Origin of the sequence: Paenibacillus senegalimassiliensis, from assembly GCF_001486585.1 — a bacterium.
GTDB lineage: Bacteria > Bacillota > Bacilli > Paenibacillales > Paenibacillaceae > Fontibacillus > Fontibacillus senegalimassiliensis.
Genome location: NZ_LN909045.1, coordinates 834,226 through 848,804 on the forward strand (window position 1 = coordinate 834,226; position 14,579 = coordinate 848,804).

Annotated in this window: 13 protein-coding genes; all 13 read left to right on the forward strand. The window is 49.6% G+C overall.

Features of this window, described 5'->3' with window-relative positions; genetic code table 11:
- Positions 1-143: 143 nt before the first annotated feature.
- The gene (mqnC, locus tag BN3279_RS13745; protein ID WP_059051690.1) at positions 144-1,280 is read left to right on the forward strand and encodes a cyclic dehypoxanthinyl futalosine synthase; all 1,137 of its coding nucleotides are present in this window, start codon (positions 144-146) and stop codon (positions 1,278-1,280) included.
- Positions 1,281-1,395: 115 nt separating this feature from the next.
- Positions 1,396-2,328, forward strand: a complete 933-nt coding sequence (locus tag BN3279_RS13750; protein ID WP_059051692.1) for a putative sporulation protein YtxC — start codon at positions 1,396-1,398, stop codon at positions 2,326-2,328.
- Positions 2,329-2,710: 382 nt separating this feature from the next.
- Complete coding sequence (thrS, locus tag BN3279_RS13755) at positions 2,711-4,648, forward strand: threonine--tRNA ligase (RefSeq protein WP_059051693.1); 1,938 nt, start codon at positions 2,711-2,713, stop codon at positions 4,646-4,648.
- A 72-nt stretch (positions 4,649-4,720) separates the two neighbouring features.
- Positions 4,721-5,350 (forward strand): 3D domain-containing protein, encoded by a 630-nt coding sequence (locus BN3279_RS24265; protein ID WP_059051695.1) that lies wholly within the window; start codon positions 4,721-4,723, stop codon positions 5,348-5,350.
- Between the two features lie 133 nt (positions 5,351-5,483).
- Positions 5,484-5,633: a hypothetical protein gene (locus BN3279_RS24015; RefSeq protein ID WP_187377795.1), complete on the forward strand. Its 150-nt coding sequence runs from the start codon at positions 5,484-5,486 to the stop codon at positions 5,631-5,633.
- 166 nt (positions 5,634-5,799) lie between these two features.
- Positions 5,800-6,738 (forward strand): cell wall-active antibiotics response protein LiaF, encoded by a 939-nt coding sequence (gene liaF / locus BN3279_RS13765; protein ID WP_059051697.1) that lies wholly within the window; start codon positions 5,800-5,802, stop codon positions 6,736-6,738.
- A 3-nt stretch (positions 6,739-6,741) separates the two neighbouring features.
- Complete coding sequence (locus BN3279_RS13770) at positions 6,742-7,794, forward strand: sensor histidine kinase (protein WP_059051698.1); 1,053 nt, start codon at positions 6,742-6,744, stop codon at positions 7,792-7,794.
- Entirely contained in the window at positions 7,781-8,434 is a 654-nt protein-coding gene (locus tag BN3279_RS13775) for a response regulator (RefSeq protein ID WP_059051700.1), read from the forward strand. Before BN3279_RS13770 ends, BN3279_RS13775 begins: the two co-directional genes overlap by 14 nt.
- Before the next feature lie 142 nt (positions 8,435-8,576).
- Positions 8,577-10,220, forward strand: coding sequence for a S1C family serine protease (locus BN3279_RS13780; RefSeq protein ID WP_059051702.1), 1,644 nt, complete (start codon positions 8,577-8,579; stop codon positions 10,218-10,220).
- 147 nt (positions 10,221-10,367) lie between these two features.
- On the forward strand, positions 10,368-11,057 hold the full coding sequence (locus BN3279_RS13785; RefSeq protein ID WP_059051704.1) for a response regulator transcription factor: 690 nt from the start codon (positions 10,368-10,370) through the stop codon (positions 11,055-11,057).
- Position 11,058: 1 nt separating this feature from the next.
- Positions 11,059-12,516, forward strand: coding sequence for a sensor histidine kinase (locus tag BN3279_RS13790; protein ID WP_059051706.1), 1,458 nt, complete (start codon positions 11,059-11,061; stop codon positions 12,514-12,516).
- Positions 12,517-12,580: 64 nt separating this feature from the next.
- Positions 12,581-13,540 (forward strand): 4-hydroxy-3-methylbut-2-enyl diphosphate reductase, encoded by a 960-nt coding sequence (locus tag BN3279_RS13795; RefSeq protein ID WP_059051837.1) that lies wholly within the window; start codon positions 12,581-12,583, stop codon positions 13,538-13,540.
- Between the two features lie 108 nt (positions 13,541-13,648).
- A complete protein-coding gene (locus tag BN3279_RS13800; RefSeq protein ID WP_232436845.1) occupies positions 13,649-14,371 on the forward strand; it encodes a CAP domain-containing protein in 723 nt (240 codons plus the stop codon).
- Positions 14,372-14,579 lie beyond the last annotated feature (208 nt).

Sequence of the window (14,579 nt, forward strand, 5' to 3'; positions counted from 1 at the left end):
AGGGGTTAATTCTAAAGGCCGCGCGGTAGCGGCCTTTTTTTCTTTTGTTTTTCTGCCCGTGATTGTGTTACGATTGAGCTATCATTTTAAATTTTCAGCATTTATATTTCTATTTTTATAGTGTTAAGGAGGCAGTGAAGCCGATGACTGCAATTGACGATATATTGAACAAAGCGCTCCAAGGCGGACGTTTGGACCTGGAGGATACGGTCCAGTTGTTTGAATCCGATGAAGTGGAGAAGATAGGGCACACCGCTAACATTTTGATGGAACGCAGACACCCAGAACCCATTACTACCTTTGTCATTGGACGGAATGTCAACTATACGAATATTTGTGATGTTTATTGCCGTTTCTGCGCGTTTTACCGCCGTCCCGGTTCCGAAGAAGGTTACGTGCTGCCAGATGAGGCCATCTTCCAGAAGATCCAGGAGACGATCGATGTTGGTGGAACAGAAATTCTTATGCAGGGTGGAACAAACCCGAATTTGCCGTTCAGCTACTACACAAATTTACTCAAAGCCATCAAAGAACGGTTCCCGGATATTACGATGCATTCCTTCTCCCCAGCCGAAATATTGAAAATGAAGGATGTATCTGAAGGCTTGTCACTGGAGGAAGTAGTGCGCCAGATTCATGCAGCAGGCCTGGATTCGCTGCCAGGTGGTGGAGCGGAAATTCTGGATGATCGTACACGTCGCAAGATTAGCCGTTTGAAGGGCTCCTGGCGAGATTGGATGGATGTGATGCAGACGGCTCACAAAATCGGAATGAACACTACGGCAACGATGGTGATCGGGTTCGGTGAGTCGATGGAAGAGCGTGCGCTGCATCTGTTGCGGGTACGCGAAGCTCAGGATGAATGTATTGCGAACAAGTACCCATCGGAAGGATTCTTGGCCTTTATCCCATGGACCTTCCAGCCGGACAATACCAACCTGAAGGCCGAGCGCCAAACGCCGGAATCCTATTTGAAGACGGTAGCCATCAGCCGCATTGTTCTTGATAATATTAAGAATTTCCAATCCTCTTGGGTTACGATGGGACCAGAGGTCGGCAAACTCTCCTTGCAATATGGCTGTAATGATTTTGGCAGCACGATGATCGAAGAGAATGTTGTATCATCGGCTGGTGCAACGTATAAGGTGAACATTGAGTCCATATTGTCCATCATTCGTGAAGCGGGGAAAATCCCGGCACAGCGCAATACCAGATATGATATTCTACGCAAGTTTGATGAAGAGAGCACGATTGAGCGCGACTTCATTATGCAAAACTAAATATTACTCTGGCAGCTTGATGGTAAAGTTGCCTTTCATTCCATGAACGGTTTTCTGTATATCCGTTTCCTCACCACCATATACTTGGAGGAGGAAGCGGAAGGGGGCCAGGTTCATGGATTTTTTCTCGGTACGAATCGATTGCGCCTCCGCGGAAGCGGATGAGCGATTTAAGGATACGATATATGAGGTTGTACGTAAATTGCAACATGTACACGATCTTAAGGTAAGTGTGAGCTTTGGTATGGCTCCTGGAGAATGGCTGGAAGCGGTGCTGGGAATGGAAAGCTCGATGTCGCCTCAGGGAGGACAAGATGGCAACTCCTTGATCAATGTTCTGGCGCGGGAGTTAGCGAAATATCTGGTTGAAGTAGAGGAACCGAAGCGTGTGCTACGCATGATGAAACGAGAGTACAGCTTTGCTTCGTATGAAGAGGAGCAACTCATTGGAGAGGCTGTCATGAGTATGCTGACGAATCATCCGGAGAACGGGGAGTGGGGGCGGAGGACCGCCTTAATCCATAAGGAATTGGTTCATTATCTGCTGACTAGTCCGCAGCTTCATTTAAGCGGCTTTGCTGCGTTTCGACTAAAGGCATATGATGCTTTGCTAAGCGAAGCCATTGACCTGGCAACGGATGACTATTTGCATGATCAGCAATATGAGGAGTTTATCAGCTTGCTTCAGTATTTTGTTGGCTTACAGGAGACGCTGACACCTCTGGTACACTTAATGCATAAGCAGGGTCCGGAATTTTCCATCCTGAATGAGCAATTCACATCCATTCAAGTTCCTAGCTCAGGTGGCGTGGTTGCTCGAATTGCCGATCAGGAAATTCAAATGGAGGACGTGATCGTAAGCACCTTAATCTCATTGTCCCCCGAACGTATTTTATTGCATACGCAGGAGCCCGATGCGCAGATTGTAACAACGATCAGGCGTATTTTTGGAGAACGGGTGGAATTATGCCTGTTGTGCCCGCATTGCCAATTGTTTCATCAAGAGATGCGCAAGCTTGGATCAGCGGCTCTAACCCGGGAGTTCTAAGACCCGGGCTCTTTGCCTTGACGAGTAAGGGAGAATTGGCTTATAATTACTCCGAAGTTGAAAAGCGTTGACAAAGACATGAATCAAAAGGCTTGAACAGCTCAGAGAGAGGGAACTTGGCTGAAATTCCCTTCGGTTTCAATTTTGGTTTACCCCTTTGTAGCTGCATTCCCGAACCTCTACCGTTCTTGGCAGTAGTAGGGATTGCCGGTTCATTGCCGTTACTCAATGCCGAATAAGGGTCTGTCTCGTTGGTATTAAATGCAGCGGGGAGGCCGAATGAGGGTGGAACCACGGGTATATAACGCTCGTCCCTTTCCGGGACGGGCGTTTTTTGTTTTGTCCGCCTCCGGATCTACCATATTTCAAGGAGGAGAAGACAGTGACAGTATCTATTTCATTGCCGGATGGTTCGGTCCGGGAATACGCCAAAGGCAGCAGCTTTGAGGATGTTGCAGCTTCCATCAGCAGCGGCCTGCGTAAAAGTGCATTGGCGGGTAAGTTAAACGGGGTTGCGGTGGATTTAAGTACAGAACTAGTGGATGGAGCCAAGGTGGAAATTATCACAGGTGACAGTAGCGATGGCCTGGAAATCATGCGCCACAGCAGTGCTCACTTGATGGCTCAAGCCGTGAAGCGCTTGTTCGGCAACAAAGAGGTTAAATTGGGGATTGGACCTGTAATCGAGGATGGGTTCTACTACGATATGGATTTGGAACAACCATTAAACCCTGAGGATTTGCAGAAGATCGAGAAGGAAATGGAACGCATCATCGGTGAGAATTTACCGATTACTCGCCGGGAAGTGAGCCGGGAGGAAGCGGTCGCCATCTTCACGGAACTTGGTGATCCTTACAAGTTGGAATTGATTCGCGATTTGCCCGAGGATAGCGTGATCTCTATTTATGATCAAGGCGAATTCTTCGACCTGTGCCGGGGGCCTCACGTACCTTCTACTGGCAAAATTAAAGTATTCAAGCTGTTAAGCGTGGCCGGGGCTTACTGGCGCGGTAACAGCAATAATAAAATGCTGCAACGTATTTATGGCACAGCGTTCATGAAAAAGGCGGAACTGGAGCAGCATCTGCATTTCCTGGAAGAAGCGAAGAAGAGAGACCACCGCAAGCTAGGGAAGGAACTCAACTTCTTTACGTTCAATAATCTGGTCGGTCAGGGCTTGCCGATCTGGCTGCCGAAGGGTGCTACTCTGCGCCGTACGCTGGAGCGCTATATCGTGGATATTGAGGAACGGCTTGGTTACCAGCATGTGTATACTCCGGTGATGGGCAATGTTGAGCTCTACAAAACCTCCGGGCACTGGGAGCATTATCAAGAGGACATGTTCCCGAAGATGGTGCTGGATAATGAGGAATTTGTTCTACGTCCGATGAACTGTCCGCACCATATGATGGTGTATAAGAGCGAGATGCGCAGTTATCGTGACCTGCCAGTACGCGTAGGGGAACTGGGCTTGATGCATCGTTATGAGATGTCCGGGGCTCTTACCGGGCTGCACCGGGTTCGCGCCATGACGCTTAACGACGCGCATATCTTCTGTCGTCCTGATCAAATCAAGGAAGAGTTCGCCCGTGTAATCCAGTTGATCCAACAGGTATATGAGGATTTCGGCATCAAGGAATATCGCTTCCGCTTATCCTATCGTGATCCGGCGGACACCGAGAAGTATTTCCCGGATGACGAAATGTGGGAAATGTCGCAACGGATGCTACGCGAGGTTGTCGAGTCCCTGGAACTTCCATTCTATGAGGCAGAAGGGGAAGCTGCGTTCTACGGGCCAAAGCTGGACGTACAGATCAAGACAGCCCTCGGCAAGGAAGAAACATTGTCCACTTGCCAGCTAGACTTCTTGCTGCCAGAACGCTTTGAACTGGAATATGTCGGGGATGATGGACAGAAGCACCGTCCGGTTGTTATTCACCGCGGTATCATCAGCACGATGGAGCGCTTCACTGCTTTCTTGCTAGAGAACTTTGCCGGTAATTTGCCACTGTGGCTGTCTCCAGTACAGGCGAAGGTGATCCCGGTATCCGGCAATTTTGAAGCCTACGCTCGTGAAGTTGAGGATCAACTGCGTGCAGGGGGCATTCGCGTAGAAAGCGACTTGCGCAACGAGAAGTTGGGCTATAAAATACGCGAAGCCCAGTTGGAGAAGCTGCCATATATGTTCGTCGTTGGCGAAAACGAGCAAAGCAGCGGCTCATTGTCGGTTCGTAAGCGTGGCGAAGGCGACCTTGGCGCGAAGCCGGTAGCTGAAGTGATTGCAGCCTTGCAAGAAGAAATTCGTAACCACGTCATCTAATAAGGGCTACATCTTTTGTGTATAAAGTATGGCGCATGTGGAAAACCTTCGGAATAAAGGGGGAGGTTTCACATGCGTCATTTTCATTTGGGGCAAAGGTTCATCAAGCGGGGATTGCTTGGCGGCTTGCTGGTATTCGTGGTGGCTGCCGATTTGCCCGGATATACGGTTGCGCCACCGCAGCAACCGCAGGCTGATAGTCAAGCTCACATACAGAATGAGCGGCGGGGGATCAGCACGGCTGAAGGTAAACAAGGAAAGCCTGAGTCGCCTGCCAAGGCGGTAGCAACGGTAAAGGTTATGGCTACGGGATATACCGCAGGCGTTGAATCCACCGGCAAGAAGCCTGATCATCCGGGGTATGGCATTACGTATTCCGGCGTGAAGGTGCGGCGGGATAAAAACACCGTATCGACCATCGCCGCTGATCTGAAGCTGTTTCCAATTGGAACGATATTGTATATTCCAGGTTATGGATACGGCGTGGTGGCAGATAAAGGTTCAGCCATTCGTGGACATAAAATAGATCTTTACTTTGATACAACGAAGCAAGTATATAAAGAGTGGGGCAAGAAGGAAGTTGAGGTTCAGATCGTCCGTAAAGGCAGCGGCAAGCTGACTGAGGCGATGCTGAAGGAGCTTGGTCAAGCGATGGAAGTCGGCAAGGAAATCCCGGAGCACTTGTGGGAGAAGGCAATTTGACCTTCGGCCCCATTCATCGCATATTTTGACTCGCCTGTTCGCATAATAAGCTACGTGGCCAGCGTGACAGGAGCCACAAAAGCGGTGAAACCTTAAGGGTTTTGCCGCGTTATGCGACAGGGAGGTGAAACTCATGAAAAACCAAAAGAAAACAGCTTCTCCAGGTTACAAAACACCTAACGAGAAGTTTAATGCGGAATTTGCTGAGGAAAGCAACGCAACTGTAACGCAAAAAGCGAAGGCTTCCCGTAATGCAACAACTCCTGAAAGTAAACAACAATAGTTATAGCGCAGAGAGCAGGAGCATCCAGATACGGGTGCTCCTTTTATTTGTTTGGGGCAGGTCCTCCGTCTCGAGACCGAGGCCCCTTTCCGTCCTGCGCCGCTGTTCAGCCGTCATGGCTTCAAGTAAAATGGCATTAACGGATTGTTTACGGGAGGTTATTCTAATGAAACACGGTTTTTTTGGAAGGTTATTAACCAGCATTCTGCTGATTGGGGCAGGAGTGATTTTCTTACTGAATCTGCTCGGCGTGGTCTATCTCGACATCGGTGAGTTGGTTCGGACTTATTGGCCAGCGATCCTTATTTACTTTGGCCTTATTCAATTCGTAGGCAGTGGTGTCCGGGGAGGAAGCTTTATTGGGGCCTTGGTACTGATGTTAGTCGGGGGCTACTTACTGGCCCGTAATATGGGGTATGTGATGTTAAGCCCAAGGGAAATGTTTCCTTACTTAATCCCGGTGGTCTTGATTGCAGGCGGATTGCATTTATTATTAAAACCAAGATTACGAGGGCCACGTCAACCTAAAGTCGATATGCCGCCTCCGCCGCCCCCTAATCCTTTTGATGCCCCACCTGCGTATCATCCCGAAATGAAGTCCCCGCTGGATTCCATTTTCGACACGATGGAGCAGAAGGAAGAGGCAAAGAAGAACCAAGCCGGATCAGGTCCGAAGTTTGCAGATTCCAGTCATTATTATGAACATACCGCAGAGCATCAAGGGCCTGTAGTTCAGAAATCTGGCTTTATCGGGGATGTTCATGTAGGACAGGATTATTTCCAGCTTGCGCCGATGAACATCTCTCATTTTATCGGGGATACGGTCATTGATTTGACGAAAGCGCAAATTCCTTACGGGGAAACTCGTATTAACGTCTCGGCGTTCATTGGGGATGTGAAAATTTTTGTCCCCGATGATATGGATATCGGAGTTGTGGCCGAGTCCAGTGCTTTTATCGGCGACTTGAAGCTGTTTAACCAGAAGCAAGGTGGTTTTATGAGTAGCCTTACTGCAGAATCTTCGTATTATGGGGAAGCCAGTAAGAAGGTCAAACTGGTCGTCAGCGTATTTATTGGTGATATCAAAGTAAATATGGTGGGTTAGCGTATGATTGTACAACGGATTCTAAAAAACACGAAATGGGAGCTGCTCTGTTACTTTCTGTTGACCAGCAGTTTGTCGGGAGTTGCCTTCTATATCGGAACCAATACCGGAATCATTGTAGTTAAGGATTCTTCGGTATGGCTCTATAATATAGCGGGCATCTTCTTTTTGTCGCTGATTATAGGGTATATTGCCGGTCGGCGTATTCAGCAGAAGATTGATGCCTTGCACTTGAGTATGCTTCAGGTAGCGAAGGGCAACCTGTCTGTACGCTTGCCGGAGATGGCCGATCAGACCTTCAGTGGTGTGTATCAGGAATTCAACAACATGAGCGAAGCGGTTGAGAAAAAGATGCAGCTTCTTCAGCAGTTAGGTGAGCAGGAGGTCGTGGAGAAGGAACAGTCAGCCGAGAAGGCGGTATTGGAGGAACGGCGACGCCTGGCTAGGGATTTACATGATACGGTGAGTCAGCAGTTGTTCGCCATACATATGTCGGCCTCCTCTCTACCCAAGGTACTTGAGCTTAATCGTGCACAGGCGGACATGGTTATGAGTCAGTTAATTCAGATGTCCAATACGGCTCAGAAGCAGATGCGGGCTTTGATTGCCCAATTGCGCCCTATGGAATTGATGGGCAAGACACTGGCCGAGGCGCTTGATCAATGGTTCCCGGATTATTGTCGGCAAAATGGACTGAAGGGCGTCAAGGATGTTGATATTCAGGGGAATGTGTCAGAAGCGAAGGAACATCAATTGTTCTTGATTATTCAGGAGGCCATGGCTAATATCGTCAAGCATGCGGAAGCGGGTATGGTCAGTTTGTCCTTACGCGAGGGAACGCACCGGATCGTGCTTAGCATTAGTGATGATGGACAGGGATTTGTAAATGGGCATCCCAAGCAGGGTTCGTATGGGCTAATGACGATGAGCGAGCGTGCTGAGAAGCTGGGAGGCAATGTGGAAATTATCAGCAAGCCTGGTGCTGGCACGACGATTCGGGCTCACATTCCGAAATTTGAGGATAATCAAGGGGGAAGCCGTGATGAGCAAGATTAAGGTAATGATCGTGGATGATCATGATATGGTGCGGATGGGCTTGAAAACCTATCTGATGCTCGATGCCGGATTCGAAGTTATTGCCGAGGCCGGAGACGGACAAGCGGCAGTAGATTTACTGGAACAAGGGGTTCCGGGGGGCCCTCCTGATATTATCCTCATGGATTTGATGATGCCGGTCATGAACGGAGCAGAAGCGACCAGGGAGGTGCTGCGCAGATTTCAGGATATGAAGATCGTTATCCTCACCAGCTTTCTTGAGGATGATCTGGTGGTGCAGGCGGTAGAAGCGGGTGCAATCAGCTATGTCCTTAAGACGGTGTCAGCCGAGGAGCTCATCTATGCCCTGCAAGGAGCGTATCGGGGGATGCCCGTAATGACGGGCGATGTCTCGCAGGCACTTGCAAGGGGATTGCGTCAACGTACAGTTCAGGGCGATGAACTCGGCATGACCGAGCGCGAGAAGGAAGTGCTGTTGTTGATTGCCGAGGGGAAGAGCAATAAGGAAATTGGCGAGGAATTACATATCAGCATTAAGACGGTTAAGACGCATGTCAGTAATCTATTGATGAAGTGTGAATTGGAGGACCGGACGCAATTGGCTATCTTTGCTCATCGCCAGGGCTGGGTCCAGCTCTAGTCAAGAAATCTCGGATTGATCTATGTTTTTGCTTTTATCTCCTTTTTAATTGTTTTTAAGGTGTATTTAAGGTTTCTGGTACAGAATAAAAACAAGAAAACAAGTTGCCCCTAAGTGATACGGGGGAAGGAGGTCAAACGTCATGGACGATAATCAAAAGAACAAGTCAGGCCAATCTTTTGGAGAGAACGGGAACGAGGTGGAACCTAAATCGCAACCATCTCCGGAGTCGGGCTCTTCATACTATTATGCCTACGGTCCTTTTCAATCTTATGGCAAGCCAGGTGAGGAACAACAAGAGGTGCCAGGTAGCTCCCATGAACGCAATGAGTACGGCGAAGTGGAGATTACCAGACCGCAACCGGTCAAACCGCTTCCTTCATCCTACGATATGATCCGACGCAGTTCCGAGAATGGTGGCGCCGGTGGTGGTGACGGGTTAGGCAAGCCTGCCGCAAAGAACGGCGGGAATTGGCAGTACAACAAGCCGCCGAGAAGATCTTCGGTCCGCTCGGTAGTAGCTGGTGTTCTGGCGGGGATGCTCATCGTCACTTGTGCGATGTTCTTTGCCGATCGGCAAAATTTATTTACCCCGAACCAAGCCGCTACGACGACGGCACCAGCAGCAAGCACTTCGTCGGCAGCGAACTCGTCTTCAGCGAACAGAGCATCCACTGCGGTATACCCTATGACGAATTCAGGGGATGTCACCAATGTGGTCAATCAGGCCGGTCCGGCAGTGGTCAAGATTGAAACGCTTGCCGAAGCCGGCAAGCAAAGCAGCAGTACCAGCCCTTACGGCAGCGATCCGTTCTCCCGCTACTTTTTCGGCGATGATATCTTTGGCTTTGGTGGCAACGGGAATGGCAGCAATAATGACGGAGGTTCCTCTTCCGGCTCAGGGTCGGGGCAATTAGTGCCGACAGGAATTGGTTCCGGGTTTATTTTTGATAAAACAGGCTATATTCTGACAAACGAGCATGTGGTTCATAATGCTGACGTGGTTCAAGTGACAGTCCAAGGGACGGATAAGCCTTATGAAGCCAAGGTGCTGGGCAAGAGCTATGAACTTGATCTGGCTGTACTGAAGATTGAGGGCGACGATAATTTCCCATCTATTCCATTGGGGAATTCGGATGATACCCAGGTTGGAGAATGGCTGGTTGCCATCGGTAACCCGCAGGGCTTTGATCATACGGTAACGACCGGGGTGCTTAGCGCGAGAGAACGGGATATTACGATTCCTGGGGATAACGGAGAGAAGGACCGTGAGTACGAGCATTTATTGCAAACGGATGCTTCGATTAATCCGGGGAACTCCGGTGGCCCGTTGCTGAACTTGAACGGAGAAGTTATCGGTATCAATGTGGCGGTTAGCTCCGATGCTCAGGGAATTGGCTTTGCGATTCCTACCAGCACGGTGACTGAAGTGATTGAACAGCTGAAGAATAATGAGGAAATTCCACAAAAGCCGGTTCCGTTCATTGGGGCCACCCTGATGACGATGACGGATGAGGTTGCCAAGCAAATGGAGACCGATGTGAAGGAAGGCTCGATTGTGACGGATATCGTCTTCAAGTCACCAGCTTATAATGCTGATCTTCGCCCTTACGATATTATTACTGGAGCCAACGGAACAAAATTTGCTACGAAAGAAAAGCTGATTGAGTTCATTCAACAGCAGCAGGTTGGCCAGAAGGTGACGCTGAACGTGGTACGTGATGGAAGAACCATCGATCTTGACGTGACGATCGGCGATAGAAATCAATTCTCCAACGTGCAATAAGTGACGCCAAACGGCAAATGGCGGCGAGCAAAGGCGGCAGGCACTTAAAGCCTGCTGTCTTTTTGCATCCGATGGGACGAAGCGTTTTCTTTTGGTACAATGGGATTAGCAGGAAGAGATTGAGCGGTCAAAAAAGGAGAGATTTGGGTGAGATCGGGAATTCTAGTAATTGATGATGATGAGAAAATCACGTCCATGCTGCGTCGTGGCCTGGCGTTTGAGGGATATGATGTGTCTACGGCCCGCAACGGGGCTGAAGGCCTGTCCATGATATTGAGCGAGGACCCGGACTTGATTATTCTGGACGTCATGATGCCTCAGGTGGACGGCTTTGAGGTGTGTCGCCGTCTGCGCGAGGGGGGGAGCACCGTTCCTGTTCTCATGTTGACAGCCAAGGATGAGGTGGAAAACCGAGTCAAGGGCCTGGATACGGGAGCGGATGACTATCTCGTTAAGCCCTTTGCTCTGGAGGAGCTGCTGGCCCGGGTGCGAGCCTTGCTGCGCCGGAAGGAAGGGAATGGCGAGAACAGCAGCCAGAGGCTGATTTTTGAAGACATCGTAATGGATCTGGACTCCCGCGAAGTCGTGCGTGGTGGACAACGGCTGGAGCTGACGGCTAAAGAGTTTGAGTTGCTTCATTTATTTATGCAGAATCCGAAGCGGCTGTTAACCCGTGACTTAATTATGGACAAAATATGGGGTTATGATTATAGCGGAGAATCAAATGTGCTGGAGGTCTACATCGCCATGCTACGCCAAAAAACGGAGGAATCGGGTGGTAAACGCATCATTCAAACGATTCGCGGCGCTGGCTACATCTTGAGAGGAGACGCTTGACATGTCGATTCGGCTGCGGCTGACAGCATGGTATACGGGAATATTAGCGGTCACGCTGATTCTATTTGGCGCTTCTCTGTATGCGCTAGTGTGGTTCAACACGTACCAAGAGGTGAAAAAGCGGGTCGTAGAGCAGGCTGAGCAAATACTCAGCACACAGAACATTACGCTAACCCAGGGCTGGGATATGCAATTGGAGCCTGAGCAGATCATCCGCTTGGAGGATGCCAGAATTTTCTGGCAACTGAATAACTATGTCAAAAGCAACATTCGGCGTTCTCCAGCATTAACCGAGAGAGAGATCAGATTTCCCGTGCCTGAGATGAAGGATATTATTAATGGAAAATTCCAGAGAATTTCGATTAACGGAAATTCCTACCTATTATATGAGCGGGCCTTGGCGCTGGATTCGCATACGATTGTGGGGCTGCTCCAATTGGCCGCAGATACCAATGCAGAGGATCGGCTGATGAAGCAGATGCAAACGATGCTGCTATTCGGTTCGCTAATTACGATTGTGTTCGCCAGCTCACTGGGGCTGTTCCTTGCCCGAAAATCAATGGCGCCTATTGGCAAGATTATCGAAGCGGCAAATGGGATTCAGACAGGTAATGATCTGAGTGTGCGTATTGACTACGACGGACCCAATGATGAGATTGGTCGAATGATTGGCACAATTAATCATATGTTGGAACGTACCGATGGCTTCTATCGGGAGCTGGATGAGGCTTATTCAACGCAACGTCGCTTTGTATCAGATGCTTCTCATGAGTTGAGAACGCCGCTTACAACCATCCGGGGCAATGTTGACTTGCTCAAACGAATGTGGAACCGGGATATAGACAGCCTGGAGCCTGCCGAGGACGAACAGGTAAGGAACTTCTCGCTGGAGGCCGTTGATGATATCGCCGCCGAATCCGAGCGGATGAGTCGACTAATCAATGATATGCTGTCTCTGGCCCGGGCTGATGCCGGACAGACGCTGAACAAGGAGCAGCTCCTGTTCCGTCCTGTGGTAGAAGAGGTTGTTCGGCGGGCTCAGTTCCTGCCGAGGAAGGCGGAGTGGGTACCGGGTGATCTGAGCGCTCTTGATGGAGCCATGATTCATGGCAGCAAGGACTACTTGCAACAGATGTTGTTCATTTTCATTGAAAATGCGTTTAAATATACGGAGGCTGGCAGCGTAGGGCTGGATGCGGTCAGAGTAGACAATCAGGTGGGGATTCGCGTGGCAGATACGGGAATCGGTATGGACCGCAGTGAGGTGCCCCATATCTTTGAGCGCTTCTACCGGGCAGACCCGTCTCGGGGAATCATCCAGGGAACCGGTCTGGGTTTGTCAATTGCCAAGTGGATTATTGACGAGCATGATGGCTCGGTGGAGGTAATGACCAAGCGGGGGGAAGGCACGACCTTCCTGATTTGGTTGCCCGTGTCCTTTAATGCCCTGCCGGAATGAGCTATAATAGAAGGGTCCTCTCCGTCAGGAAATTCAGGGGATGAGAAAGCAGGGATATGACAGTATGGAAGTCTTGAAAATTTCGCCGCGTGGTTATTGTTATGGTGTTGTGGATGCGATGGTTCTGGCCAGGCAAGCCGCCAAAAATCTTGATCTGCCGCGGCCAATTTATATATTGGGGATGATTGTGCATAACAGTCATGTTACCACTTCGTTTGAGGATGAGGGAATCATCACGCTGGATGGTCCTAACCGGGTGGAAATATTGAGCCAGGTGGAGAAGGGAACGGTCATATTTACCGCCCATGGTGTCTCGCCAGAGGTTCGCAAGCTGGCCCGGGAGAAGGGACTCACCACCGTGGACGCGACTTGCCCGGACGTAACGAAGACGCATGTGTTGATCAAAGAGAAGGTGGCTGAAGGCTACGAGGTCATCTATATCGGCAAGAAGGGCCACCCTGAACCGGAAGGTGCGGTGGGCGTGGCTCCGGACAAGGTCCATCTGATTGAGAAGGAAGAGGACATTGATGAATTGCAGCTTGCGACTAGCAAGCTTGTCATTACGAACCAGACGACGATGAGCCAGTGGGATATCAAGCACATTATGAAGAAGCTGCTGGAGAAATATCCAGGTGCTGAGGTTCATAATGAAATATGCCTGGCTACACAGGTGCGCCAGCAGGCTGTTGCTGAGCAAGCGGGAGAGGCCGATTTGGTCATCGTGGTGGGAGACCCCCGGAGCAATAACTCCAATCGCTTGGCTCAAGTGTCGGAGGAAATTGCTGGAGTGACGGCATACCGGATTGCTGATTTGGGGGAACTGAAGCGGGAATGGCTGGAAGGAGTACACAAGGTAGCTGTCACTTCTGGTGCTTCTACGCCTACGCCGATTACCAAGGAAGTGATTCAGTATCTGGAGCAATATAATCCTGAAGATGCGTCAACCTGGGAGATTGTGCGTACGGTAAATATGCAAAAGCTATTGCCTCCGGTGAAGGTAGGGGCTAAGAGTAAAGAAAGCTGATTTCCAATATTTGCGGGGCTCCATCTTGTGGCCATTCATGTTATGCTTTCTGAGGAAAGGTTACAAAAGTGTAACCACTCCAGAATTTATAATCAAGGAGATGACCACATGAATCAATCCCCACGATGGAAAAGATGGATGATGGGCGGAACGACGGCTTTATTGGCAGCAGCCATTCTATTGCCGGCATCAGCCTCAGCGACGGCTAAGGTCGATACACAGACGGTAAAAACATATAGCACTTATACATTGTACACAAGCTTTGGCTCCAGTCCTTGGGCTAATGTCGACTACTGGATGCCTTGGATATCTTATGGGCAACCGCAAGCACCTGAGGACAACGTAGATGATGCTGAGCCGATTGATGGCGATACGCAGAATGGCAATGTTCCTGGGCAAGTGCCTGATCAGCCTGCCCCTGCTCCGGTAGACAATACGCAAGGGACAGAGGTAGAAGAGAAATCGCAATTTGCTACTGAGGTTATCTCGCTTGTTAATCAAGAGCGGGCCAAGCAAGGGCTTGCTCCATTGTCGGGCGATACGGCCCTCAACGGAATGGCACTGGCCAAAGCCAAGGATATGAATGACAATCAATATTTCAGCCACACCTCACCTGTGTACGGCTCACCCTTTGACATGATGACGAGCTTTGACATTGCGTACAGTTATGCGGGTGAAAATATCGCCATGGGACAGAAGAGCCCGTCAGAGGTAGTTACGGCGTGGATGAACAGCGAAGGCCACCGAGCGAACATATTGAATGCTAACTACAACTTAATCGGAGTTGGCTACTATAACGGTTACTGGGCTCAGGAGTTCGTGGGACGGTAGGCTAAAGGTAATCTGATAGTAAAAGACGATAGTAGAGGCGGGAGAGTGATCTCCGGCCTCTTTCTTTTTTCCGGTGAGCCAGACTTTTAAGTCTTGACGGAAGAGGCAGGATTCGCTATAGTTACTTTAATGAATAAAAGCTTAAAAGCGAACAAGCGTCTAAGTGAAAAAGTGAAATATAAACTAGCTATTAGATGAATATTACCCA